This is a genomic window from Bradyrhizobium mercantei (assembly GCF_001982635.1).
GTDB classification, from domain to species: domain Bacteria; phylum Pseudomonadota; class Alphaproteobacteria; order Rhizobiales; family Xanthobacteraceae; genus Bradyrhizobium; species Bradyrhizobium mercantei.
Map to the genome: position 1 here is coordinate 305,019 of NZ_MKFI01000007.1, position 24,878 is coordinate 329,896.

Here is a 24,878-nt window from a genome sequence, read left to right on the forward strand (position 1 = left end):
CTTCGGCCGGCCGCGGTGCTAGCGAACCGGCCGGCCGCAAGCCATCTGGGAGGAACGCATGAAATACCTTGCCTGCATCGCGGGAACCGTTGGCGTCCTGATCGCGTCCAACGCCCTGGCGGCGGATACCGGGCAGTTGCCCTGCAAAACCACGCAGGAGTGCAACGAGAACGCTGCCAAAATCGGCGCCAATGCGCCGAGCGACGCGCTGCCCTCGACCAGCAAGACCGACGCCGCCGAGGACCAGTTCTACTGGCTCAACAAGATCAACAAGGCCTCCACAGTCATGCTGGTGGAGGAAGACATCTTCCCGAAGGACGTCGGCCAGCTGATCGCCAAGGGCGTCGACTACACGATCCGTCAGGCCCAGCAGCCGGACGGCAAGCGCCCGAGCGACGTCCTCCAGATCGAGAAGATCATGACCGACAAGGTCGGCGAGGAGGCCTCCGTCATCCACGCCGGGCGCAGCCGTCAGGACATGTACGCGACCTATCGCGCGGCCAAACTGCGCAACCAGACGCTCGATTTTGCCGAGGCGTTGCTCGGCTTGCGGGCCAGGCTGCTCGCCAAGGCGGCCAGCAATCTCGACGCATTGATGCCCGGCTATACCAACGGCGTGCAGGCGGTGCCGATCACCTACGGTCATTACCTGCTGGCCTATGAGGAATCGTTCCAGCGCGACCAGCAGCGCATCAGCGACGCCTGGGGCCGGCTCAACCTCAGCCCGATGGGCGTCGGCGTCATGTCCGACTCGATCTGGCCGCTGAACCGCACACGCCTCGCCCAGCTGCTCGGCTTTGACGGCATCGTCGAGAATTCGATGGACGCCAATCAGGTCATCCCGTTCGACAACCAGCTCGAGGCCACCGCGATCGCCAACTCCGCCGCGATTCGGATCGGCGTGATGATGCAGGACCTGCATACGCAGTACGCCGAGGTGCGGCCGTGGCTGTTGCTGCAGGAAGGCTCGACCTACACCAGCAGTTCGATGCCGCAGAAGCGCAATCCGGGCCTGATCATGCAGGCGAGGATCGCTGCGTCGGACGTGGTGGGGCTGTCGGGGGCGGTGTCGATCCGCGCGCACAACGTCATGTCGGGCATGGTCGATTCCAAGTCCCAGTCCGAGGACATCGGCCTGTTCCCACGTGCCATCAAGATGGTCAGCGCCACCGACCGGGTGTTCGATGCGATCGTGGTCAACAAGGCGCGCGCCAGGGAGGAGCTGGAGAGCGACTGGACCTCGACGATGAACCTCGCCGAGCTGTTACTGCAGGCGCACCAGATTCCGTTCCGCGTCGGGCACGGTTTTGCGTCGCAAATGGTCAGCTATGCGCGGCCGCTGGATCTCACGCCCAAGACCATTCCCTTCAGCGAAGTGACCGACCTGTTCGCCAAGACGCTCGCCAAGTTCAACATGCCGGCGCGGCCGTTCCCGATGAGCGAGGCTGAATTCAGGGAAGTGATGTCGCCGGAATGGATCGTGACGCACACCAAGGGCGTGGGCGGGCCGCAGCCTGACGAGACCGCGCGCATGCTCAAGCAGGCCCAACAGCGGCTCGATGCCGACAAGGCCTGGCTTGCCGCGCAGCGCGACAAGCTCGCGAAGGCCGACGCCGCGCTCGATCAGAGCTTTGCGGCGCTGCTGCCAAAGGACAACGCGCAGTAGCTTTCGGCGCAACGGGGCGCGCGTCATGGCGCGCCCCGTCGCCGCATCACCTCGCCATGTAGTCGAATGCGACCGACCCGAGGCCGAGCGTCAGGTCCACCTTGTAGTGCAGCGCCGACACCACCTCACGCACCGGCAGGCGGGCGACGTCGCACAGCGCGTGCGGAAACAGGCCGAGCGCGGCTGGGCCGGTCCATGCCTCCTTCAACGTGATGTCGTCGAGATGGAAGCGCACCAGCTCGCAGATCCGCGCGCTGCCGTCGACATGCGGGATGATCTTCAAGATGAAGTTCGGCGCCTTCATCGCGTTCAGGACCGTGTCGTGGTCGACCTTGCGGTACTTGTAGCCCATGGTGGCGGAGGCGCAGAGCACCGAGCCGTAATGCAGCGAGCCGACCAGGACGTCGCTTTCGACCGCGATCTTGGGTTTCGCGAGTTTCTTCGGAAATCCCCACAGCTCGCGGCCGCCCGCAATCGGGGCCTCGTCATCGAGATACATCGCGTGGGTGTAGGCCCCGAGTTCGCCCTTGAAGCGGACCGGGATCACCTGCCCGGTCTCGGTGTAGTCGCCGAAGCCGGTCGAGTCCGGCATGCGGATGAATTCATACTTCACGACAGGCTCGGCGACCTCGAGCGGCTCCGGCACCACGGCCTGGAGCGCTTCAAGGTCGGTCTTGTAGGTGATGATGAAATATTCGCGGTCGTAGAACCGATACGGCCCCGGCGGAAACGACGGGTTGGTGAGCGGCATCGAATAGGCGGTGCGCCGGACGTCCTCGATCTTCATGGAAGGCCCCATCTGTCGTTGGCGAGACGACGGATTATGACGGGCGGGGGCGACGGAGGCGAGACCGTATAATCGGCAGCATCAGTCAAATGCGCGTCACAATGCGGGCCGGTGGGGCGGCTATTTCTTCTCGATCGGCGGCGCGGTCTTCTCGGCGGGCGCCGGCGGCAAGACCGGCTTGGCGCCGGCCTTCTGCGCCTCATCGTCGGGACGCGCGGGCTGCGGCGCCGGCGTGGTCGGCCGCTCGCCGCCCGGCTTCGACTCGGCCGGCGTGTTGGTCTTCTGCGGCTCCGGTGACGGCTGCAGCGGCTGGGTCGCCTGCGCGATCTCCTGCGGCGGGGCCGCGTTGATCGCATGCAGCGACAGCACCGCGATCGCAATGCCCGCCGCCACCAATGTGGAGGCGATCAGCATGTCTTTCCGCAGCCTGGTCCGATCCACAGCCATCTCGTTCACCCGCGCATTGTCAGCGAGGTCAACGATCCCGCCACGGCATGGTTCCTGAGCGCAGCCCGTGGGAACCTGGTCTCAATCCGTGGTGCTGATTTCCCAGGTCGCGTGCCGCACGCCTGGCTGGTGCTGCAGGTCGACCACCACGGCGTTGAGCTCATTGGGCTCGACCGCGGTCGAGACCAGCGTCGCCACGATCTCCAGGAAATCGTCGCCGGCTTCGACCACGTCGACATCGGCGACCGGATAGTTCGCGGCCTCGAGCTTCTCGACCAGTTGGTCGCGCATGTCGGGCAGCGCCTCGGGGGTGACCGCGAGCTTGAAGTAGTAGGTCGCCTCCGAGGCCTTCTCGTTCAGCGGAATGCGGTTGATGGCATTGACCAGCGGACGCAGCAGCGTGTTGCCGGCGATCACGAATACGGTCAGCGCCGCCGCCTGCGCCACGAGGTCAGCGCCGGCGCAGGAGCCGACCGCGGCCGAGGCCCACAGCGTCGCCGCGGTGTTGAGGCCGCGCACGTCCATACCCTGCTTCATGATGACGCCGGCGCCGAGGAAGCCGATCCCCGACACCACATAGGCGATCACCCGCACCGCGCCGTCGGCCCCCGCCAGATGCATCGCGAGGTCGACGAAGGCGGCGGCCCCGACCGCGACCAGCACATTGGTGCGCAGCCCCGCGGTGCGCTGCCGGTACTGCCGCTCGGCGCCGATCAGCGTGCCGAGCACGAAGGCTGCCGTCAGGCTGATCAGCGTGTCGAGGAAGTCGGCAAGCTGGAATGTGGTGAGAAATCGCATGGCGCTGCCCCGGCGCGTGGCTCTTCTTTTGACACGTTTTCTTCACGCGAACCGGTACCCACTTCGCTCGAAAACGCTGCGTCTGCCGCGATCTCTTACATTTCCAGGATGCCCGCGTCACCATCTTCCGTGCCGAAAGCAAGCAGCGTGCCCTTGGCATTCCATCCCAGCGCAGACACCGCCGCACCGGTATTCCGTCGCACCAGGATCTCGGCGCCGTCCTCGAGCCGGACGATCAGCACCGTGCCGTCGGCATAGCCGACCGCCATGATGTCGTTCTTCGGATGGCAGGCGACGACAGCGACCCGCGCCGGCATCGGCGCCAGCATCGCCGGCTCCTTGCCCATCGGGCCGTCCTTGCTGGTGAAGGGCCAGACGATCACGGTATCGGCGCCCGAGGTCGCGAGCCCTTTGCCGCCGACGCTCCATGACATCGAGCGCACACGGCCGGGATAGCCGCTCATCCGCATATGCCTGTTGTCGGCGAGCCGCCAGCCATGCATCGCGGCCTCATGCATCGCCGTGACCAGGAACTTGTTGTCCGGACTGAAGGACACCGCGAGATGAGAGCCGGCCCATTCCAGGAATTCCGGATTCGCCGCCATGTTGGGGAACCACAGCGTCACGCCGCCGTAATGCGCGATCGCAAGCCGCAGGCCCTTCGGCGCGAAGGCCAGCCCGCCGACGGTCGACGGCACCTCGAAGGTCTTCTCCTCGCCCTTCGGATTGCGCACAAAGGCGGTCTTGCCGGCCGACCACGCCAGCGTGCCGTCGCTGTGCAAAGCGACATTGTCGATCCAGCGCCGCTTGGCGTCGGTCGCGATGACAGACGTCTCGCCCTTGGCATCGATCGCGATCAGCTTGCCGTCGTCACCGCCGGTGACGAGCCGCTTGCCGTCGGAGACCGCGCACAGGATCGCGCCGAAATGCGTCTCGGTCCGCGTGATCTCGCCGTCGGCGGTCGCGATCGCAACGCTCTCCTCGGCGCCGACAAAGAATGCGCGGTCGCCGAGGAAATGCACCGAGCCGACCGCCGCGCCGAGCGGCAGCGGCTTGACGCGGTCGGTGATCGACACGATGGAAGAAGGGGCCTCGCCCGGATCGAACTCTTTCATCACGTGGTGATGCACTGCTCGAAGCCGTCGCGGATCGCCTGCTCCGGCAATTCGCGACCGATGAACACGACACGGCTTTCGCGCTTCTCGCCGTCCTTCCATTTCCGCTGATGGTCGCCCTCCAGCATCATGTGGACGCCCTGGAACACGTAGCGGTCGTCATCGCCGGTGAAGGCGAGGATGCCCTTCGAGCGCAGGATCTTCTGGCCCTCGGTGGCGACGAGGTTTTGCAGCCATGGCATGAACTTGGTCGGATCGAGCGGCTTCTCCGAGCGCAGCGACAGCGATTGCATGTCCTCGTCGTGATAGTGCTTCAACCCGCCATGGCCATGGTCGTGATCATGATGATGGTGGTGGTCATGATCATGATGGTGATGATCGTGATCATGGTCGTGATCGTCGCCGGCCTCGAGGAAATCGGGCTCGATCTCCAGGATGCGGTCGAGGTCGAACGCGCCGCGCTCCAGCACGTCGGTCAAGCCGACCTGGCAACGCTCGGTGCGGTGCAGCTTGGCGTAGGGATTGATGCCACGGATGCGGGCCTCGACCTCGGCGAGCTCGGGCTTGGAGACCAGGTCGGTCTTGTTCAGCACGATGACGTCGGCGAACGCGATCTGGTTCTTGGCTTCCGGCGCATCCTTGAGGCGGTCGCTCAGCCATTTGGCGTCGGCAACCGTCACCACCGCGTCGAGCCGGGCGTTCTTCTGCACGTCCTCGTCGACGAAGAAAGTCTGCGCGACCGGCGCCGGATCGGCAAGGCCGGTGGTCTCGACGATGATGGCGTCGAATTTGCCCTTGCGCTTCATCAACCCATCCATGATGCGGACGAGGTCGCCGCGTACCGTGCAGCAGACGCAGCCATTGTTCATCTCGAACACTTCCTCATCGGCGCCGATGATGAGGTCGTTGTCGATGCCGATCTCGCCGAATTCGTTGACGATGACGGCGTACTTCTTGCCGTGGTTTTCCGACAGGATGCGGTTCAACAGCGTGGTCTTGCCGGCGCCGAGATAGCCCGTCAGCACGGTCACTGGAATTTTTTGCGAAGCTTCAGCCATAACAACTCCGGGAACTTGGGATCGCGCTCAATCCCCGGCAGGGAGGCCCCTGCCCCTAGTTGGCGAGCGCGCTGGTCAGGGCCTTTATATTGTGCCTGACCATATCAATGTAAGTGGGTGCTTGGCCCTTTTCGCCCGTCAAACTGTCCGAATAAAGCGTCCCGCCGACCCTGGCGCCGGTCTCGGCCGCGATCCGCTCGATCAGCCGGGGATCGCTGATATTTTCGAGAAAAACTGCCGGAATTTTCGCATCCCTGATCTGGGCGATGATGGCGGCGATATCGCGCGCGCTGGGCTCGGAATCGGTGGAGACGGACTGCGGCGAGAAGAACGTGACCCCGTAGGCATCGGCGAAATAGCCGAAGGCGCCATGGGTCGAGATCACCTTGCGCCGCGCCTCCGGCACGCGTCCCACCGCATCGTGCACCTCGCGGTCGAGCGCCTCGAGCTTGGCCAGATAGGCGTCGGCATTGGCCTTGAAGACGGCTGCACGGTCAGGGGCCACGGCGATCAGCCCGTCGCGAATATTGACGACATAGATCTTGGCATTGGCGACCGATTGCCAGGCATGCGGATCGTCATGGCCGCCCATCTTCCGCGGCATGATGCCCTTGGTGGCCACCGCGACCGGCGCCTTGCTGCCCGACGCCTGCAGCAGCCGCGGCATCCAGCCCTCGAAGCCGAGACCATTGATGACCAGGAGCCTGGCGTCGGCGACCTTCTTGGCGTCCGCCGGCGTCGGCGCGTAGACATGCGCGTCGCCATCGGGCCCGACCAGCGCCGTCACGTCGACGTCGTTGCCGCCGACATTGCGCACCATGTCGGCGAGGATCGAGAAGCTCGCGACGACGTTGATGCGATCGGCGGCGCGCGCCGGTCCGCTCGCCAGCACCAGCGCCAGACAGATCAACCCAAACAATCGCCGCATCGTCGTCATGCCTCGAGATGGCGGCCGGGAAACAGCTGGCGCACCAGGCCGCTGACATTGCCGAACAAGAGCGACACAATATAGAGCCCCGCCGCAACCAGGATGATCGCGGGGCCGGATGGAATCCGGGTCTGGTATGACAGCACCAGCCCGGCATAGCCCGACAGCATCGCGCTCGCGACCGCGATGCAGATCATGGTGGTGATGTCGCGCGACCAGAACCGCGCAATGCCCGCGGGCAGGATCATCAGCCCGACGCCAAGCAGCGTGCCGAGCGCGTGGAAGCCGTTGACGAGATTGACCACGACCAGCGCCAGGAAGGCGAGATGCGCCGGCGCACCGGCCCGGCTCACGGTGCGCAGGAACACCGGATCGACGCATTCGATCACCAGCGGGCGATAGATCACCGCAAGCACCAGCAGCGTGAGGGTGGCGTTGAAGGCGATCACCAGCAGCGTCTGGTCGTCCATCGCCAGGATGTTGCCGAACAGCACGTGCAGCAGGTCGATATTGGTGCCCTTGATGGAGACGATGGTGACGCCGAGCGCGAGCGAGACGAGATAGAAGGTCGCAAGCGAGGCGTCCTCCTTCAATTCGGTGGTGCGGGCGACGAGGCCCGCGAGCAGCGCCACGGCAAAGCCCGCGATCAGGCCGCCGGTCGTCATCGCGAACAGATTGAGCCCGGACAGCAGGAAGCCGATCGCAGCCCCCGGCAGGATCGCATGCGCCATGGCGTCGCCGACCAGGCTCATCCGCCGCAGCATCAGGAACACGCCGATCGGCGCGCCGCCGAGCGACAGCGCGATCACAGCCGCGAGCGCGCGGCGCATGAACTCGAATTCGGTGAAGGGCGTAATCAGCGCGTCTGTCAGCATCGGCGTCAGGCAGCCCGCGAGCGTGAATCGTCGGCGCAGGCCGCGGCACTGTCGTCGAAGGCCTCGCACATCCGCATCGCGACCATCAGATTGTCCGCCGTCAGCGTCTCTGCGGTCGGTCCCCATTCCACCGGGCCGCGCGCCAAGAGCAGCGTTTCCGGGAAATTGTTGCGCACCATGTCGAGGTCGTGCAGTGCCGCCAGCACGGTGCGGCCTTCGCCGTTCCAGCGCTTCACCAGCGTCAGCAGGTCGGCGGTGGTCTTGGCATCGATGGCGTTGAAGGGTTCGTCGAGTACGATCAGGCGGGCATCCTGCAACAGCACGCGCGCGAACAGCATGCGCTGGGTCTGGCCGCCGGACAGCGTGCCGATCGGGCGGTTCTCGAAGCCGTTGAGGCCGACCGCGGCGAGCGCCGCCAGGATCTTGCCGCGCGCGGCCCTGCCGATGCCGCCGAAGAAGCCGGTCGAGCGCCACAGCCCGGTGCCGACGAAATCGAACACCGAGATCGGGAAGGTCCGGTCGATGTCGGCGGATTGCGGCAGATAGGCGATGTCGCGGTGATCCAGCCCGTCGAGATCGATCACGCCCGACAGCGGCTTGAGCACGCCGGCGATGCCGCGCAGCAGGGTCGACTTGCCGGCGCCGTTCGGGCCGATCACGGCGAGCAGCGCGCCGGCCTCGACCGCGCCATTGAGATGATGCACCGCCGGGTGGCGGTCATAGCCGAGGGTGACGTCGCGGAAGGTAACAAGAGCAGCCACGGGTCTCACCTCATTGCCAGCCAGACGACGGCCCACAGGCAGGCGCTGACCGCAAGCGCGGCGAGCAGCCGGGCCGGCACGGGCATGCGCAGGATCGACCAGTGCGCGGCCTGCGCCGGATGCGCGTGCGGGCCGTGGCTATGGGGATGCGCGTGGCCGTGATGGTGGTGGTCGTGGGTGTGCGTATGTGCCATGGGGAAATTGTTATATTATAACATAACGCGAGTCTACAAACGGGGAACTCATAAAGGGGAACTCATGGCCGATCCGCAAAACCGGGAGAGATTTGAGCTGCGCCGGCAGAGTGATGGCCTGGTCTACGTCTTTGTCCGGAAAACCCGCCCCGACGGAACCGTCGGCTACCAGCGCCAGGACCATGATCGAGGCGAGGATCTCTGGATCGAGCCCCGCGCGGACTGGGGCTGGGTGGCGTGGGATCCGGCAAGCCAGTCCTGCACCGGCCGCCCCTGGAACGTGCTGCCGGCCGCCCAGGGCGACCATCCGCCGGAAGGCGACTGGGTGAGCCGGAAGGGGCCGAAGTCGTATGTGTATAGCCTGGTGTATGTGCCCTCCTCGTGATGCCTGAGGCGCCGGAGCGTGGGCAGTTCTCTCCGCCGTCGTCCTGGCGAAAGCCAGGACCCATAACCACCGCATTGATTGTGAACGGGATCGTGGACCCCGCGTCGCGCGACAACGAGCTCTTGGGGTAATGGGTCCTGGCTTTCGCCAGGACGACGATGGGGATGGTTGTCGATTGAAGATGCGAAACTCTCGGTGTCATCACCCGCGAAGGCGGGTCCCGTCTTCGCCAAGGCTTCCACGAGGCCATGAGCCCGGGCCGCGCCGAGGCGCTAGGGAGGCGGCAAGCCGGACGATGACAGCGGAGTGGGTGCACAACTCTCCCCGCTTGTCGTCCCTGCGAAAGCAGGGACCCATACACCGCGGCGGATGTGGTGAAGGGACTCGTCGTACCAGCATCGTTCAACGATGGCCATTCGTGGTGATGGGTCCCTGCTTTCGCGGGGACGACATCGAATATGTTGCGCAGTCCGTGAGAGTCATGCATCCGCATTCTCGCGACATGATTTGTCCGAGGCTTGCTCTTCGTTCCGCCACTCTGGAAGCAGAGGGCGCAGGGAAAGCCGGGTGCCGATCGCACCCATGGGTCCCGCGTAATGAAAAACGCGGGAGGTAGGACCACAGGTGTAACCGGAAACATCCCGGCTTTCCCTGCGCGATGGGTTACGGCTTACTTCGTGCTCTCCCCGGCGAGACTTGGCTTGTTTGTCACCGCCCTTCGCGAGAACGCTGCGCGTTCCCGCTAGGAGACACCTGCCACTAGGGCGTCAGGACCACACGACTTCACCGTCCGCCTCAGTCACGCGTCGTCGGTCGTGACCTCGGCGTCCACCGCATCTCACCGCAACACTCCTGACGATGCGCAGCGCCCCTCGATCGGGTGAGACGGGCGAACCATACACCGATCTGAACTTCTGATAAAGCGAAATATTTTGGTCTGAGGTGATTGACAGGTTTTTGCTGAGTTGCCCGACGGATTGCCTTGTAGCAGGTGCCGCGATCGCAACGTCCTTGCGGATCGTCCGGCGCGGGGTTGGCAGGAGCGCATCGACCTGCTGACACCACGGTGTCAGCAGGTTTGGCGTAGGTACCGCTTGTCTGGACGCAACCCCGGGCAGGGAGCAAGCACGCGATGCACGACCGCTCGTCCGAGATCGCACCGCAACGGTCGAACCTGATCACGTTCGTTCTTGGCCTCGGCGCATTCCTGATCCTGTTCGATGTGACCTCGGTCGTGGTCGCGATGCCGGGCATTGCTGGGGATCTCGGGTTTGCCGTTGCCGGCTCCGCCTGGGTCATCGACGCCTACAGCCTTGCCCTTACCGGCACGCTATTGGCATCAGGCGCGCTCACGGATCGGTTTGGTCGCCGGCGCGCGATGCTTGGCGGCAACATCGTGTTTCTGCTGGCATCGATCGGCTGCGGCGCGGCAGCGAGCGGCCCCTTGCTGCTTGCTGCACGCGTGCTGCAAGGTATCGGTGCGGCGTTCCTGAGCACGGGCGCTGCTGCGCTGGTTGCCGGCGCATTCCCGCATCCGCCTCAGCGGGCGCGGGCCTTCGGCACCATCGGGATGATCTCGGGCGTCGCCATGGCTCTTGGTCCAACGCTCGGCGGCCTGCTCGCCGCCTGGTTCGGCTGGCGCTGGATCTTCTATACCAATATTCCTTTTTGCCTGACGCTGGCCTTCGCGGTGCCGCGGGTCGTTGCCGAGACGCATGAGCCCGGCGGACGCCCGCTCGATCCGCCGGGTATCGTGCTGTTGACGCTATCGCTGGGTCTCGCGATCGACGCGCTCTTGAGGCATGACGCAGCATTGAGCCTCAGAGCGGCCGGCCTGATCGCAAGCGCGGCGGCTGCATCCGCCTTCGTCTGGCAACAGTGGCGCAGTCTCAATCCGGTGCTCGACCCGCGCGTGTTCGCGGCGGCGCCGATGATCGGGGTCGGCGCGTCGCTGACCGCTATCCAGTTTGGCTACTGGGCGGTGCTGGTCTATCTGCCGCTGTTCCTGAGCACGGGCGTGCATGTCAGCATGGAAGCGGCGGGCGTGGCGCTGCTGGCGGCGACACTACCGATGCTGCTGGTGCCTTTGCTGGGCGGACGCTTCGTCACCCAATGGGGCTGGCGCCGCTTCTTCACCGTCGCCTTCGGCATCATCGCTTCCGGAGACGCGTTGCTCGTGATCGCTGCGCTATCCGCCGACGCCGCCCTGCGCAGCATCGCGACTATCGCCGGCATGCTGACGATCGGCATTGGAGCTGCGCTGGCCAACCCGCAATTGGGCAGCGTCGCGCTGGCTCTCGCGCCGCCTGCGCAGGCCGGCATGACGTCCGCGATGACAATGATCGTGCGTCAGGCCGGCTTCGCCATCAGCATCGCCGCGCTGGGAGCGACACTCGCGACAACGGATTCAATGTCGGCGTTCGCGCCTCCTTTCGTCCTCGCGGCGTTCGGCGCCATCGCCGGCGTGGTCGCCGCCGCCACCCTGTTTCCCGCTGCGGAGACCTCGGCGTCGGAAAGCGGGACGCGTCAAGAGTAATTCTGAAAATCAGGATACTGGCAGCCGCAGTTCCGCGAAGCACCATATTGTTAACGCCTGCCCGGCATCATTTCCGCCTTCGGCCGTTTCATGGACGCATGTCGGATGGACTGGAAGGCGTACGCATCGATGCAAGCCGACCCCGCAGCCGCGCTGTCGGAAGCACAGCGCCGCGTGGCCGTCTGCGCCGAACGACGTGATGACGGCCTCGCCCTCGGCGGCCTTGGTCTCCAGCGGCTTCCCGACGGCATCTCGGCGCTGACGTGGCTGCGGCATCTGGACCTCTACGGCTGCGGCATCACGGATTTTTCGCCGCTCGCAACGCTGTCGAACCTGGAATCATTGCAGATCGGATCGATGAAGTGTCCGTTTCCCGGGCTCGACTTCATGTCGGGCTGGACCAGGCTGCAAGCACTCGAGATCCTCACGCCGTCCGTGGTGGACCTGAGGCCCGCAGCCGCTTGCGCGTCGCTGAAGCGCCTGAACGTCTGGTGCACCCAGGGCCGGATCGACCTGCTCAACCTGGATGCGCTCGCAACGCTGCAAGGTCTGGAATTCCTGTCGCTCAATGGTGTGCAGTCCGAACGCCTCGACGTGATCGGGCAATGGACCGGATTGAGGGTCGTTCTGCTGTACGGAACCAGTCTGACCACGCTGACGGGCTTTGAGACTCTGCATCAATTGAAGAGCCTGAGTGTCACCGAAACGTCGGTATCCGACCTCTCGCCGCTCGCGGGCCTGACGGCGCTGGAGGAGCTGAACCTTCGCGACACCGAGGTCAGCGATCTGTCACCGCTGGCCGGCCTGCCTTCGCTCAACAGCATCGACATCTCGAACACACAGGTGTCCGATCTGTCGCCGCTGCAACGGCTGGCCAGATGTCAGCGCGAATTCGATCAGATGAAGCGCGCGGAGAATCGGTTCTGGGTCTTCAAAGGGCTCGAGAGCCTTAAGATAGCGCGCAGCAAGGTCAGCGACATTTCCGCCGTCGGACATCTCGACGGGATCAGACATTTCGATCTCAGCGAGACCGATGTCTCCTCGATCGCTCCCTTGCACGCCTGCAAGGCATTGTGGAGCCTGGATCTGGCGGGGACCGCGGTCACGGACCTCGGACGCCCAGGCTCGCTATCCCAGCTTCAATCCATCAACGCATCGAAAACGCAGATCGCGAACCTGCAAGCACTCGAACCGGCGTCCTCGCTGCAGACGCTGAATATCGCCGAAACAAACGTCTCCGACCTGACACCGATCCGGCGCGCCCATGAATGTCGGTCGCTGAATCTGCGCGCGTCGCAGGTGGTTGATATCAGCCAGATCATCGATACCGGCAAGAACCAGGCCGACCACCGCTACTCTCATGAGGCGCTGGATTTCCGCGATACGCCGGCCTCGCGCGCCAGCGAGCGATGTGCCGAGCTCGCCGCGCTGGCGGAGACGAGTCCCGGGACATGCTTCCTTGAAACCAAACGCCATCTGCGAGAGCTGGCGTCTCCCAGCGCGCTAGCGCCACGGCGCGGATTTTGGAGCGCATTGATCGAGCGTCGCCCGCGCGCCTGATCTTCTGCCGGGCCGCGGCGAGCGGCAGGCGTACGGAAGCGAGATCGAGGTCGAGTAGCCTACGGCATCAACATGGCGATCGCCATGATGATGACCGGGCTCAACCCCATCAGCACGACAAACACGCTGTAAAGTAGGTTGCTCATAACGCCGCCCCTACGTTGGAAGGGGAAGCTACACCTGCAGGGACTCGGCAGGCCAGTGCAGTTTGTGCCAGCAGCCGACCTTTCGGAGAATTAGCCAGCTATTTCAGACAAATGACCGAAAAAGCTCCGCAGTGCTCCGGACGCATCGTATCTCAAGCAGACAACAGGGCGACGAGCGCCACCACCGCCAACGCGGTCGCGACACACCCTGCGATCATGATCCAGTCCTGATGCTTGGCCATGCCGGACAGGCTCATCCCGGCGATTTCCTGCGGCGTTGACCTAGGTCAACCGGGCAAAATCATTCGTCGGCCGCCGAGGTGGATCTGAACGCAAGCAGTCTCACGCCTCGCGCGCGTAACTCTTCAACCTTGCTTCCAGCACGGCGATCACCTGATCGCGGACCGGGTCGCGGGAGCCTTTCAGCCAGGCGGCGGCGAGCGGCAGGCGGCCGGCGCTGCTGCCGCGCTTGAGCCTGAGCGGAACGAAGCGCACGCCCGGGATCGCCATCCGCGCGGTCCAGCGCGGCACGATGGCAACGCCGAGCCGTGCCGCGACCATGTTCACGATGGTCTGCTTCTCGTCGGCGATCTCCTGGATGCGCGGCGTCAGTCCGGCCTCGTCGAACAGCTTTGTCGTGAGGTCGTGGCTATGCGGCCGCGAGCGGCGCTCCGGCACGATCAAGGGCTGATCGGCGATGTCGGGCAGCACGATCTGCTTGCGCCGCGCCAGCGCATGCTTGTGCGACAACGCCACCACGGCGGTTTCCTGCAACAGCGGGACAAACTCGATGCGGCGGTCGGGCCGCTCCGGCGGGCGCACGAAGGCGAGGTCGAGCGCGCCCGAGAGCAGCTTTGGCAAGAGCCGGATGGTCTTCTCCTCGAGCAGTTGCACGGCGACGTCGGGATGGGCGGCGCGAACGTCGCGCAGCAGCGGCGGCAGCAGGCCGGCCGCGGCGCTGTCGATCGCGCCGATCCGGAAGCGCCGCGCCTGCGGCTTGCGCAGCCGGCGGCGAAAGCCGTTCTCGATCGCCTCGGCGCGGCCGAGCAGCGCGCGGCCCTCGCGCAGCAGGGTGGCCCCCTCCTCGGTCAGCGACACCGCACGCGTGGTGCGGGCGAACAGCCGCACCCCGAGATCCTCTTCGAGGAGCTTGATGTGGCGCCCCAGCGCCGACGGCATCATCTGCAGCCGCTGCGCGGCACGGCCGAAATGCAGTTCCTCGGCGGCCGCGACGAAGCAACGGAGCTGGTGCAGTTCCAAGACGGGTTTACTCCAATGACACTTGCCGTCATTGCGAGGAGCGAAGCGACGAAGCAATCCATCCTTCCGCACACGCGGTGACAATGGATTGCTTCGCTTCGCTCGCAATGACGGAACCAGAATTATATCATTTTTTTGTATAAACCGGCGCACCTTGAAGCGGAAGGGCGCGGCCTTCTAGGCTTTCCGGTGGTGCGGCGAAACGCGCCGTTCCAACAACAAGACGAACCCGGGGAAGCCCATGGAAAGCCAGCTTGGCACGCGCGTGTTGCGCAAGATCTCACTGCGCATCGTGCCGTTCATCATGCTGCTGTACTTCGTGGCCTTCATCGACCGCGTCAATATCGGCTTCGCCTCGCTGACCATGAACAAGGACATCGGCCTCTCGCCGACGGTCTACGGTTTCGGCGCCGGTATCTTCTTCTGGGGCTACTTCCTGTTCGAGGTGCCCTCCAACATCATCCTGCACAAGATCGGCGCACGGATCTGGATCGCGCGCGTCATGATCACCTGGGGTATCGTTTCGGCGGCGATGGCGCTGGTACAGGGCGCGACCAGCTTCTATGTGCTGCGCTTCCTGCTCGGCGCGGCCGAAGCCGGCTTCTTCCCCGGCATCATCCTCTATCTGTCCTACTGGTTCCCGGCGCGGCAGCGCGCCGCCGTCACCGCGCTGTTCATGGCCGCGGCGCCGCTCTCGACCGTGCTCGGCTCGCCGGTCTCGGGCGCGCTGCTGGAGATGGACGGCATGCTCGGCTTCAAGGGCTGGCAATGGCTGTTCGTGCTCGAAGCCGTGCCTGCCGTGCTGCTCGGCTTCGTCGTGCTCGGCTTCCTCACCGACCGCCCGGAGCAGGCCCGATGGCTCGCCGACGACGAGCGCGCCTGGCTGGTCAAGACCATGAAGGCCGAGACCGACGGCAAGGCCGCGACCGCGAGCCACAGCATCTGGCGCGGGTTGGCCGATCCGCGCGTGCTGGCGCTGGCGCTGGTCTATTTCGGCACCTCGGCCGGGCTCTACACGCTTGGTGTGTGGGCGCCGCAGATCATCAAGCAGTTCGGCCTGTCGTCGATCCAGGTCGGCTTCCTCAACGCAGTACCGGCGACCATCGCGGTGATCGCGATGGTGCTGTGGGCGCGGCATTCCGACCGCACCGGCGAGCGCACCTGGCACGTGGTGCTGGCCTGCCTGATGGCGGCGGCGGGACTTGCGCTGGCCGGGATGTGGACCGGGCTTGTTGCCGTGATCGCCGCGCTGACGCTGGTCAATATCGGCATCTCCTCGTCGAAGCCGCCGCTGTGGAGCATGCCGACCATGTTCCTGTCGGGCTCGGCCGCCGCGGCCGGGATCGCCACCATCAACTCGATCGGCAATCTCGGCGGCTTCGTCGGGCCGGCGATGATCGGCTGGATCAAGGACCGCACCGGCAGTTTCGAGGGCGGCCTGTATTTCGTCGCCGGCCTCCTGGTGCTGTCCGCCGTGCTCACGCTGCTGCTGTCGCGTGCGCAAGGCGCGCCGGCTGCGGCCGAACCGCACCCCAATCCCATGCAAACCCGCTAACGACAGATCCGGAGACAAATCATGCGTACCCATTCCATCGCCGCCATCCCCGCCGACGGCATCGGCCCCGAAGTGATCTCCGCGGGCGTCCGCGTGCTGCAGGCGCTGGCCAAGCGCTCGGGCGACATCAGCTTCAACGTCAAGACCTTCGATTGGGGCTCGGACTATTACAAGAAGCACGGCGTGATGATGCCGGCCGACGGGCTCGCCGATCTGAAAAACTTCGACGCGATCTATTTCGGCGCGGTCGGCGCGCCCGACGTGCCCGACCACATCACGCTGTGGGGCCTGCGTCTGCCGATCTGCCAGGGTTTTGACCAGTACGCCAATGTGCGGCCGACCAAGATCCTGCCCGGCGTCGCCTCGCCGCTGCGCAATGTCGGCGTCGGCGATCTCGACTGGGTGATCGTGCGCGAGAATTCCGAGGGCGAATATGCCGGGATGGGCGGCCGCGCCCACAGGGGCCTGCCGGAGGAAGTCGGTACCGAGGTCGCGGTCTTCACCCGCGTCGGCGTGACGCGGATCATGCGCTACGCATTCCAGCTCGCGCAGTCGCGGCCGCGCAAGTTCCTGACCGTGGTGACCAAGTCGAACGCGCAGCGCCACGGCATGGTGATGTGGGACGAGATCGCCGCCGAAGTGGCGAAGGACTTTCCTGACGTGACCTGGGACAAGATGCTGGTCGACGCCATGACGGTGCGGATGACGCTCAATCCGAAGAGCCTCGACACCATCGTGGCGACCAACCTGCACGCCGACATCCTGTCGGATCTCGCAGGTGCCCTGGCCGGCAGCCTCGGCGTGGCGCCGACCGGCAACATCGACCCGCAGCGCCGCTTCCCTTCGATGTTCGAGCCGATCCACGGCTCGGCCTTCGACATCACCGGCAAGGGCATCGCCAACCCGGTGGCGACCTTCTGGACCGGTGCGCAGATGCTCGAGCATCTCGGCGAAAAGGACGCCGCCGCGCGCCTGATGGCGGCCGTCGAGAAAGTCTGCGCGGCCGGCGTGCTGACGCCCGATGTCGGCGGCAAGGCGACGACGAAGGAAGTGACGGACGCCGTGATCGACGCGATCCATGGGTCGAATGTGTGAGGAGCGGTTGCGTCGCCACATGATGCAGTGAGGCGAGCACGCCGGCAGGGCTCCCTCCCCCCTTGCGGGGGAGGGTCGGGGAGAGGGGTACCGCTTGCTCTGCTCTCCATTAGAAACGGCGATGCACGCTACGCAGGTTGATGCAGCGCTGTCTCCTCTCGCATCGTGCCCGGGGCCACCCCTCTCCCCACCCTCTCCCGCAAGGGGAGAGGGAGCCTGACGAAGGTGCTCACCTGACGAAGGAAGCAGTACGCCCGCCACCGATACCGCAACCGGGGACAGAACCGTGCTACCCGATCTGACCAGACGACGCTTTGTGACCGCTGGAGGACTATCGATCATGGCCGCGATGACGGGGATGCAGCCGGCAAGGGCCGCGACGTGGCGCGATGAGATCCGCGCCATCGCGTTCGACGTGCAGGGGACCTGCGTCGACTTCTATCAGCCGATCCTGCGTGCCGGGCAGACCGTCAACGCCGCGAAGGGGCTTGCGCTCGACTGGGCAAAGCTCTCGGGCGAATGGCGCGATCTCTATCGGGTCGCGCTCGACGAGGTGATCGCCGGCAAGCGGCCATGGATCCGGGTCGACCGCATCTATCGCGAGGCGCTCGACGTGCTGCTCGATCGCCACGGGCTGTCGGAGGCTTTTTCCAAAGACGAGCGCGACGAGTTGAATACGGTGTGGAGCAAGCTCGACGCCTGGCCCGACAGCGTCGAAGGCCTTGCCCGCCTGCGCAGCCGCTTCGTGACCTCGACATTGTCGAATGCCGGCATGGCCGCCGTGGTGGCGGTGGTCAAGCACGCCGGGCTGCCGTTCGACGCCCTGCTGACCGCGGAGCTCGCACACAGCTACAAGCCCTCACCCGCGGTGTATCAGCTCGCCGTCGACTATCTCGGTTATCCCGCCGACACGATCCTGATGGTCGCCTGCCACAAATACGACCTGAAGGCCGCCCGCGCCTTCGGCATGCGCACCGCGTTCGTCGCCCGCCCGCTGGAGTTCGGGCCTGCGGCGAAGGTCGACGTCGCGCCGGAATCCTGGTTCGACCTCCACGTCGACAACTTTACGCAGCTCGCCGACGCGCTCGTGCCGGCGTGACGATGCGCGGGCCCGATCCATGGGTCGAATGTGCAGCGGCGTTCGGATCGCCGCATCGCAGTGAGGCGAGCACACTGGTAGGGCTCCCTCCCCGCTTGCGGGGGAGGGTTGGGGAGAGGGGTACCGCTTGCTCCGCTGCTGATTGATGGCGGACAATATCTTCGCAGGTAGACGTCCGTTGATACAGTCGAACCGACGTCTCGCTTCTCGCCCGGGGCCACCCCTCTCCCGCAAGGGGAGAGGGAGCCTGAGAGGTGCGCGCACCTTACGCAGACGCGCCCGCTTCCGCGCAATTGGTCAGCCGCGCCGGCACGCCGACGGCGGTGCAGCCGGCGGGCACGTCCGACGTCACCAGCGCGCCGGCGCCGATCTTGGCGAAATCGCCGATTGAGAGATTGCCGATCACGGTCGCGCCCGCACTCAGGAATACGCCGTGACCGATCTTCGGTGCGCGGCGCGGATCATCCTGATGCCGCGCGATGGTGACGTTCTGCAAAATCGTGACCTCGTCGCCGATTTCGGCCAGCGCGCCGATGATGATGCCGGTGCCGTGATCGAGGAAAACCGCCGTTCCGATCCGGGCCGACGGATGAATGCTGATCTGCAACTGATCCGCCGTCGCGCTCTGCATCAGTAGTGCAAGGTCGGGCCGATCCTGGCGCCACAGCCAGTTCGAGACGCGCCAGGCTTGCAGCGCGACATAACCCTTGAAGTTCAGGAGCGGCGGCAGCAAGCCCGTGATCGCCGGGTCGCGGCGCACGATCGCTGTGAGATCGATGGCGGCGGCATCGACGAGCGCGGGCTCGGCTGCATAGGCCTCGCGCGCGGTCCGCATGAACTGCGCGCGATCGGCATCGGTGCGGCAGATAGCACGGCCAATCAGGAAAGCGAGCGCGCCGCCGAGGTCGCCCTGATCGAGGATGAAGGCGGCCGACGCTTCGAGGAACGGATCGGCAGCGATTGCGGTTTCCGCCTCGCGCCGGATCGCAAGCCAGAGGTCGTCGGAACTCATTGTCGCTTCTGCCGTCATGGTCTTCGCCTCATCGTCCGGCGATAGAGTGGGCACGTCCAACACAAAATGCAAACCGCCCGCTTGCTCATCGCAAACGGGCGGCTCAGGGCCATCAGGTTCTATGGGGGCACATCGCCTGAAGGCTAGCGTTTGCCTCGCGTGATCAGCCTTGCAGGATTAGCTTTGCAGGATCAGCTCTGCGGCGGCTGGTCGTTCGGCGGGGTCGGACGGGTCTTGTGCTGCGCCATGAAGGCGTCGAACTCTTCCTTGTCCTTGGCGTGGCGCAGGCGATCGAGGAAGTTCTTGAACTCGACCTGCTCTTCCTCGAGGCGGCGCAGCGTATCCTGGCGGTACTCGTCGAAGGCGCGGTTGCCGCTGGAGGGCGGGCCGAAGCCGCCGAACGGGAAGCCGCGGCGCTCCATGCGGCTCTTCATCCGCTCCATCTTGTCCTGCATGCGCTCCATCTTGTTCTGCCAGCGATCCATGTCGTTGTGACTCCAACAGGCCATTTTTCTGCTCCCGAGTGTGAAAAAGAGAAGGGCGAGGCCGATCGGCCACCAGATCATGAAGCCGAGGATGATCCCGGCGATCTTCAGGGGATGCCACGGCGTCGCGTAGAAGTAGGGACGGTAGGGCTCTTCAACGGGGCCGCGCCAGCGATTGACATCAGCGGTGTAGGCCATTTCCTTCTCCATCACGGCATGACGCCGTTGTGAATGTAAATAACATTTACATAGGTAGCCGATCCCTTGGGAAAGTCAAGCAGCGCGGATGACGCACCCCTCGGATTATTTTTTGCTCGGCGGTTGAACCTTATTTCGGCTTGCCCCACGGGCCGGACTTCTCGCCGGCCGGCGGTTCGTCGCCGGCCGCGGTTCCCGGCCTGCGGTCGGTGCGGAAGCCGAGGCCGCGCAGATAGATCAACACCTCGGCCTCGAGCAGATCCTCCGGCGACATCGGCAGCTTGCGCCGCGCCGCATCGCCGCGGCCGAACAGCGAGGCGACGCCGTGCGACATCGACCAGATGTGCAGCGCCATCATCATCGCCGGCGGACGCGGCATGCCCGGCGGCGCCAGCGCCGCGAGCCGCTCGGCGGCGGCGCGGATGATCGCAAAGGCACGCTCGCTCGCGGCCATCAGGGTCGGATTCGAGTCGACTGGCAGGCCGGATTCGAACATCGCGGAATAGAACGCGGGCTCCTCACGCGCGAAGGCGAGATAGGCCTTGCCGACCCGCTCGAACGCCGTGACGGTATCCGGACGGCCGTCGTCCCAGGCCTGGGTCAGCAACGACTCGAATTGCTCGAAGCCGCGCTGCGCGATGCTGGCGATCAGCTCATCACGGTCGCGGAAGTGGCGGTATGGTGCGGCGGGGCTGACGCCGGCCATGCGCGCGGCATCGGCGAAGGTAAAGCCGGCCGGCCCCTTCTTCGAGATCAGGTCGAGGGCTGCCTGCAGCAACGCCTCTTTGAGATTGCCGTGATGATAGCCGCGCTCGGCGCGGCCTTGGTCCTTGCGCCAGCTCATGTGAACGGCTTTTACATGAGCCGGCGGTAAAGGTCACTAGCGGGCAGACCGCGCGGTCATCAAGATTAACGGACCGCCGGCCCCGCGCCGTCGCGGGCTGCTTTGCCAGGCTATCAGGCGGGATGCGCGACTAGGCCGGGACGTAGGTCAGCCTGATCGTGTTCTGGCCCAGCCGCTCGCTCGCCACGAGGCGGAGCGGCCCCCGGGGGCCGGTGAAGAACGGCTTGCCGCGACCCGGCACGACGGGCCGGAGGTAGATTTGATACTCGTCGATCAGGCCGAGTTCGGTCAGCCTTCCGGCGAGTTCGGGTCCGGCGACTTCGATCTCGCCGTCGAGCCGCGCCTTCAGCCCGCGCACCGCCGCCTCGAGATCCCCCTCGACGAGATGAGCGTTGGGTCCGACCGACGTCAGCGTGCGCGACACGACCCACTTCGGCCGGCTCCGCCACACCGCCGCATACTCGCGCTCGTCCGCATCCCACTCGGGAAGGTCATCGTCCCAATAGCGCATCACCTCGTACATGCGGCGGCCATACAGCATGCCGGTCGCGCCGCGCACCTGCTCGATGAAATGACGAAACAGCCCAGGCTCTGGCGGCATTGGCTGATCGTGATCGACATAGCCGTCGAGCGACTGGTTCAATCCGAAGACGAGCTTCGCCATGGCGCGATATCTCCAGCCAGGGTTTTCAGATTGGATTGGGCCGGCAGGACCGGAGAGCGACGCCGCTCTCGGGCCGGGACGGGGCTCTCTCCGCTTGTCGCATCCGTGGAGAGAGCCCCACCGGGATCGCATCGAAGATGCGATCCGACCTAAGAGCGAGCTTCGCTCGTCTCGACCCCGCGAGCGGGAGAGGTTCAGGGAATCATCGGCGCTGTCCCGGCGCGCGGGGCACTAGCGCCTGGGCACTATCGGCCCGGGCACTATCGGCCGGGGATCGGCAGCACCGGCATGATCTCAACGGCTTCGCCTGGGAAGATCGAGAAGTGCGGGTGGTTCTCGAACAGCTTGGCCGCGGCCTCATGCGAGGGCGCACGCACCACGGTGAAGCCGGTGAGCTGATTGGTGATGTCTGCGGTACCGCCCTCGCCGACCTTCTTGGTCTTGCCGAGCGGTCCGCCCATCTCGACGATCACGTCGTGGTGCTTCTCGACCCAGGCGCCCCACGCGGCCATGCCCTGCTGTTCCTTGGCACGGCGCTCAGTCTCGGGCATCGCGTTCCAGGCCGCCATCCGCGCGCCGTCCTTGCTGCCGAGATAGACGGCGAGGAAAGTGTTGGTGCTCATCGTACTTCTCCGTTGTGCTCGTAGGTGGTTTGACGATCGGTGGTTGGTGCGCTGACGCCATGCGGCGGCAGCGCTGGTTGCGAAATTCAGCGCAGCGCCTTGCCCCAGCCGCCCTGCGGATGCTCGAAGGTTGCAGCCGCCTGCTGCACTTCCTCGGAGAAATCGCCCATCTCCTGCACCTGGCGGATCTCGATCATCTCGTTGGCGGTGGCCGGGCACTTGCTGGCCCATTCGATCGCTTCGGCGCGCGAGGCGACCTCGATCATCCAGAAGCCGCCGATCACTTCCTTGGCCTCGGTGAACGGACCGTCGATCACGACAGGGATGCCGGTATCGAACTTGACGCGCGCGCCCGAAGCCGGCGGATGCAGGCCTTCCAGCGTGATCAGCACGCCGGCGTCCTTCAGCGCCTGATTGTACCGCATCATCGCGGCGACCCGTTCGGGGTCGAGCTCGAGCTTGGCCGGCGCGGACTCATAGCCGAGCGGGATCATCAGCATCATGAAACGCATTGGTCGGATTTCCTTGCCTGTTGAATCACTCGCAATCTTCACCCTCGTCATTCCGGGAAGCCCCACACGACGCCGACCCGGACTCCATGACTTGCGACCGTGATCATGTGTTCCGGGCGCGTCGCCCGTGCGATATCGCGGAATGACAACGGGTGTCACTTCTTGCCTGCCTGCGCGCGCAGGCGCTCGCCCCGTTCGCGCAGCTCCGGTGTCAGCGCCTCGCCGAAATCTTCCGGCGCAAACATCTGACGGATCTCGATCTCGGAGCCGCTATCGAACGGCGCGCGCTTCATCCAGTCGATCGCCTCATCGAGCGACTTGGTCTCGATCAGCCAGAAGCCACAAACCAGATCGCCGCTGAGGCCAAACGGTCCGCGCGACACGGTGCTCTGCCCGCCGGCATATTTGACGCGCGCGCCCTTGCTGGTCGGATGCAGCCCTTCGCCGGCCTGCATCACGCCGGCCTTGACCATCTCCTCGTTGAACGTGCCCATCGCGGCGAGCAGCTCGGTGCTCGGCATCACGCCGGCCTCGGTATCTCCGTTCCCTTTCACGATCACCATGAATTTCATCGTCCTGCTCCGTTGTCTTGTTCAGCGCTTCGCCGGTATCGCCGGTGCTCGTCTCAAGGACGACGCCGGGCTTGCCACGCCGACAGATCGAATGAAATTATTTCGGAGGTCATTGCACCGCGCGCCACAGCCTTCAGCGCTCCTGCCGGACGAGTTCGCCGTCCTGATGCGATGGGCCGAAATAGACGTCGACGCGCGACACCTTGTCGCCATCGAACACGAAGAACTCGGTGTTGCGAAAGCTCTTGCCGTCCTTCGCCACGCAACGATAGGTGACGAAGGCCTCGGCGCCATCGACCATGATGCGTTCGATCTCGTGGCGGCCGATCCAGCCCGAGTCGCGCCAGCATTCGGCGAAATAGCGCATCTTGTCGATGTTCTCGCCATACGGGGTGCTGAAGCGGAAATCCTCCGCGAATGCCGCTTCGACCGCCGCGCGGTCATTGGCGAGATAGGCAGCGAAGAGCCCGCGGATGATCTCCGCCCTGTTGCCAGCTGCAGCCATGTCGTCTCCACATGCATCGCCCGGGCCTCCGGAGCGAGGAACGCTCCAGAACCCGGGCCTCAGGGAGATGACGAATGGGACGGCGCGAACGCGACATCGCGCCGAAGTTTATTTTCTGGAACCGGACCAGCGGCCAGGTTCCGGCCCGGTTCAGCTTCCCTTTCAGCTTTCCTTTTCAGCCTTCCTTGGGGAACATGCCGAAATAGGGCTCGGCCTCCTTGAGCACACGCGCGAAGGATGGCCGCGCCTGCAGCCGTGCGAGATAGGCCGCGAGATGCCGATGGCCGTCGGCGAATGGCTCGACCTTGTTGCCGTAGAACAGCGCCGGCGCGGCGGCGCAGTCGGCCAGCGAGAATTGCCCGCCCATCATCCAGCCGCCATGCGCGAGCTGCTGGTCGAGAATGCCATAGGAGGTGCGGAGCTGCGCCCGCGCCTCGGCGACGCCGTGCGGGTCCTTGCTGTCGGCAGGCCGCAGCCGGTCGCCGACGATCCGCTGCGTTGGCAAATGGACATAGAGATCGAGGAAGCGGTCGCGCAGCCGGGTCTGCAGCGCGAGGTCCGGGTCGTCCGAGATCAACCTGGCGGTGCCAGGATAGTGCCGGTCGAGATATTCGATGACGATGCTCGATTCCGGCACCGTCTCTCCCCGCCTCTCGTCGCGGAGCACCGGAAAGCGGCCGATCGGCGACAGCGCGAGCAGGGCTGCGCGCTGCGCGGGGTCGCCGAGATTGACCAGGTTTAGCGTGAACGGCGCGCCGTTCTCATACAGCGCGACCAGCGCCTTCCAGCAGAACGAGGACAGCGGGTGGTAATGCAACATCAGTGACATCGGAACTCCATGATCGAACCAGTGCCCGCAGGACGAAGCCGAGGCCGCCCTGCCGACATATCGTGCGGCGATTATTTTGCTTGCGCCGATTCAGGATCGACGCGACGCGCGCTCGTTGACCATGCGAATCGACGTGCCGGATCGATTCGCAAAAGCCGTCAGCGATATCAGTGTTCGTAATAGGTCTATCAGCGTTACTGAAGAAGGCCGCTTCCAATCATCCGCATCAGACGAAAGTTCGCATCGATTTTCGTCCGTAGGATTACGGTGAACATCGCATACCGACTATGGATGATAACGTGCAGATCGGAAAATTGCTTCGCAAGTTGAAATAGATGCATGCGTGCAATGGCGCGCTATGCAGTTCGT

General features: G+C 65.1%; 26 protein-coding genes. 7 read left to right on the forward strand and 19 right to left on the reverse strand.

The genetic code is table 11. The features are described 5' to 3' along the window. Nucleotides 1-58: 58 nt before the first annotated feature. Nucleotides 59-1,666: a lyase family protein gene (locus BI327_RS31225; RefSeq protein ID WP_076865097.1), complete on the forward strand. Its 1,608-nt coding sequence runs from the start codon at nt 59-61 to the stop codon at nt 1,664-1,666. A 46-nt stretch (nt 1,667-1,712) separates the two neighbouring features. Here the strand turns inward: BI327_RS31225 and BI327_RS31230 are convergent, their stop codons facing one another. The 9 genes from BI327_RS31230 to BI327_RS31270 form a co-directional block, all read right to left on the reverse strand. Beyond that, nucleotides 1,713-2,453 (reverse strand): acetoacetate decarboxylase, encoded by a 741-nt coding sequence (locus BI327_RS31230; RefSeq protein ID WP_076865098.1) that lies wholly within the window; start codon nt 2,451-2,453, stop codon nt 1,713-1,715. Nucleotides 2,454-2,573: 120 nt separating this feature from the next. Then, nucleotides 2,574-2,900, reverse strand: a complete 327-nt coding sequence (locus tag BI327_RS31235; protein ID WP_076865490.1) for a hypothetical protein — start codon at nt 2,898-2,900, stop codon at nt 2,574-2,576. A gap of 81 nt (nt 2,901-2,981) precedes the next feature. Then, nucleotides 2,982-3,698 carry an MgtC/SapB family protein gene (locus BI327_RS31240; RefSeq protein WP_076865099.1) on the reverse strand — a complete coding sequence of 239 codons (717 nt, stop codon included), beginning with the start codon at nt 3,696-3,698 and terminating at the stop codon, nt 2,982-2,984. Between the two features lie 95 nt (nt 3,699-3,793). Next, nucleotides 3,794-4,813 carry a WD40 repeat domain-containing protein gene (locus BI327_RS31245; protein WP_076865100.1) on the reverse strand — a complete coding sequence of 340 codons (1,020 nt, stop codon included), beginning with the start codon at nt 4,811-4,813 and terminating at the stop codon, nt 3,794-3,796. Continuing rightward, nucleotides 4,813-5,871, reverse strand: a complete 1,059-nt coding sequence (locus BI327_RS31250) for a CobW family GTP-binding protein (protein ID WP_050423500.1) — start codon at nt 5,869-5,871, stop codon at nt 4,813-4,815. Before BI327_RS31250 ends, BI327_RS31245 begins: the two co-directional genes overlap by 1 nt. Nucleotides 5,872-5,926: 55 nt before the next feature. After that, nucleotides 5,927-6,799 (reverse strand): metal ABC transporter substrate-binding protein, encoded by an 873-nt coding sequence (locus BI327_RS31255; RefSeq protein ID WP_076865491.1) that lies wholly within the window; start codon nt 6,797-6,799, stop codon nt 5,927-5,929. 5 nt (nt 6,800-6,804) lie between these two features. Next, nucleotides 6,805-7,674 carry a metal ABC transporter permease gene (locus BI327_RS31260; protein ID WP_076865101.1) on the reverse strand — a complete coding sequence of 290 codons (870 nt, stop codon included), beginning with the start codon at nt 7,672-7,674 and terminating at the stop codon, nt 6,805-6,807. Between the two features lie 5 nt (nt 7,675-7,679). Continuing rightward, nucleotides 7,680-8,435 (reverse strand): metal ABC transporter ATP-binding protein, encoded by a 756-nt coding sequence (locus BI327_RS31265; protein WP_076865102.1) that lies wholly within the window; start codon nt 8,433-8,435, stop codon nt 7,680-7,682. Nucleotides 8,436-8,440: 5 nt separating this feature from the next. Further along, a complete protein-coding gene (locus BI327_RS31270) occupies nt 8,441-8,629 on the reverse strand; it encodes a hypothetical protein (RefSeq protein WP_076865103.1) in 189 nt (62 codons plus the stop codon). Nucleotides 8,630-8,693: 64 nt separating this feature from the next. Here BI327_RS31270 and BI327_RS31275 point away from each other — a divergent pair, with 64 nt between their 5' ends. The 3 genes from BI327_RS31275 to BI327_RS31285 all read left to right on the forward strand — a co-directional run bounded on the left by BI327_RS31275 (nt 8,694) and on the right by BI327_RS31285 (nt 13,110). After that, the gene (locus BI327_RS31275) at nt 8,694-9,014 is read left to right on the forward strand and encodes a hypothetical protein (protein ID WP_076865104.1); all 321 of its coding nucleotides are present in this window, start codon (nt 8,694-8,696) and stop codon (nt 9,012-9,014) included. 1,132 nt (nt 9,015-10,146) lie between these two features. Next, complete coding sequence (locus tag BI327_RS31280; protein WP_076865105.1) at nt 10,147-11,550, forward strand: MFS transporter; 1,404 nt, start codon at nt 10,147-10,149, stop codon at nt 11,548-11,550. Between the two features lie 105 nt (nt 11,551-11,655). Further along, nucleotides 11,656-13,110: a leucine-rich repeat domain-containing protein gene (locus BI327_RS31285; protein WP_076865106.1), complete on the forward strand. Its 1,455-nt coding sequence runs from the start codon at nt 11,656-11,658 to the stop codon at nt 13,108-13,110. A gap of 488 nt (nt 13,111-13,598) precedes the next feature. Here the strand turns inward: BI327_RS31285 and BI327_RS31290 are convergent, their stop codons facing one another. After that, a complete protein-coding gene (locus BI327_RS31290; RefSeq protein ID WP_076865107.1) occupies nt 13,599-14,516 on the reverse strand; it encodes a LysR family transcriptional regulator in 918 nt (305 codons plus the stop codon). Nucleotides 14,517-14,757: 241 nt separating this feature from the next. Between BI327_RS31290 and BI327_RS31295 the strand changes: the two genes are divergently transcribed. From BI327_RS31295 to BI327_RS31305, 3 genes are all read left to right on the forward strand, one after another. Further along, nucleotides 14,758-16,071, forward strand: coding sequence for a D-galactonate transporter (locus BI327_RS31295; RefSeq protein WP_076865108.1), 1,314 nt, complete (start codon nt 14,758-14,760; stop codon nt 16,069-16,071). A 21-nt stretch (nt 16,072-16,092) separates the two neighbouring features. Next, a complete protein-coding gene (locus tag BI327_RS31300; RefSeq protein ID WP_076865109.1) occupies nt 16,093-17,166 on the forward strand; it encodes a tartrate dehydrogenase in 1,074 nt (357 codons plus the stop codon). 340 nt (nt 17,167-17,506) lie between these two features. Continuing rightward, a complete protein-coding gene (locus tag BI327_RS31305; RefSeq protein WP_245334991.1) occupies nt 17,507-18,265 on the forward strand; it encodes a haloacid dehalogenase type II in 759 nt (252 codons plus the stop codon). 265 nt (nt 18,266-18,530) lie between these two features. On the opposite strand, the gene BI327_RS31310 is transcribed toward BI327_RS31305, so the two are convergent. The 9 genes from BI327_RS31310 to BI327_RS31350 form a co-directional block, all read right to left on the reverse strand. Further along, nucleotides 18,531-19,277: a serine O-acetyltransferase gene (locus tag BI327_RS31310; RefSeq protein WP_083742277.1), complete on the reverse strand. Its 747-nt coding sequence runs from the start codon at nt 19,275-19,277 to the stop codon at nt 18,531-18,533. A 191-nt stretch (nt 19,278-19,468) separates the two neighbouring features. Beyond that, complete coding sequence (locus BI327_RS31315) at nt 19,469-19,960, reverse strand: DUF2852 domain-containing protein (RefSeq protein ID WP_021080144.1); 492 nt, start codon at nt 19,958-19,960, stop codon at nt 19,469-19,471. A gap of 130 nt (nt 19,961-20,090) precedes the next feature. Continuing rightward, complete coding sequence (locus tag BI327_RS31320; RefSeq protein WP_076865110.1) at nt 20,091-20,804, reverse strand: TetR/AcrR family transcriptional regulator; 714 nt, start codon at nt 20,802-20,804, stop codon at nt 20,091-20,093. Nucleotides 20,805-20,934: 130 nt separating this feature from the next. After that, nucleotides 20,935-21,468: a dihydrofolate reductase family protein gene (locus BI327_RS31325; protein ID WP_076865111.1), complete on the reverse strand. Its 534-nt coding sequence runs from the start codon at nt 21,466-21,468 to the stop codon at nt 20,935-20,937. A gap of 260 nt (nt 21,469-21,728) precedes the next feature. Further along, entirely contained in the window at nt 21,729-22,091 is a 363-nt protein-coding gene (locus tag BI327_RS31330) for a YciI family protein (RefSeq protein WP_076865112.1), read from the reverse strand. A gap of 86 nt (nt 22,092-22,177) precedes the next feature. Further along, on the reverse strand, nt 22,178-22,603 hold the full coding sequence (locus BI327_RS31335) for a YciI family protein (RefSeq protein WP_076865113.1): 426 nt from the start codon (nt 22,601-22,603) through the stop codon (nt 22,178-22,180). Between the two features lie 155 nt (nt 22,604-22,758). Next, nucleotides 22,759-23,175, reverse strand: a complete 417-nt coding sequence (locus BI327_RS31340) for a YciI family protein (protein WP_076865114.1) — start codon at nt 23,173-23,175, stop codon at nt 22,759-22,761. A 133-nt stretch (nt 23,176-23,308) separates the two neighbouring features. Beyond that, nucleotides 23,309-23,680, reverse strand: coding sequence for a nuclear transport factor 2 family protein (locus tag BI327_RS31345; RefSeq protein ID WP_076865115.1), 372 nt, complete (start codon nt 23,678-23,680; stop codon nt 23,309-23,311). A gap of 175 nt (nt 23,681-23,855) precedes the next feature. Continuing rightward, complete coding sequence (locus BI327_RS31350) at nt 23,856-24,509, reverse strand: glutathione S-transferase family protein (protein WP_076865116.1); 654 nt, start codon at nt 24,507-24,509, stop codon at nt 23,856-23,858. Nucleotides 24,510-24,878: the final 369 nt, after the last annotated feature.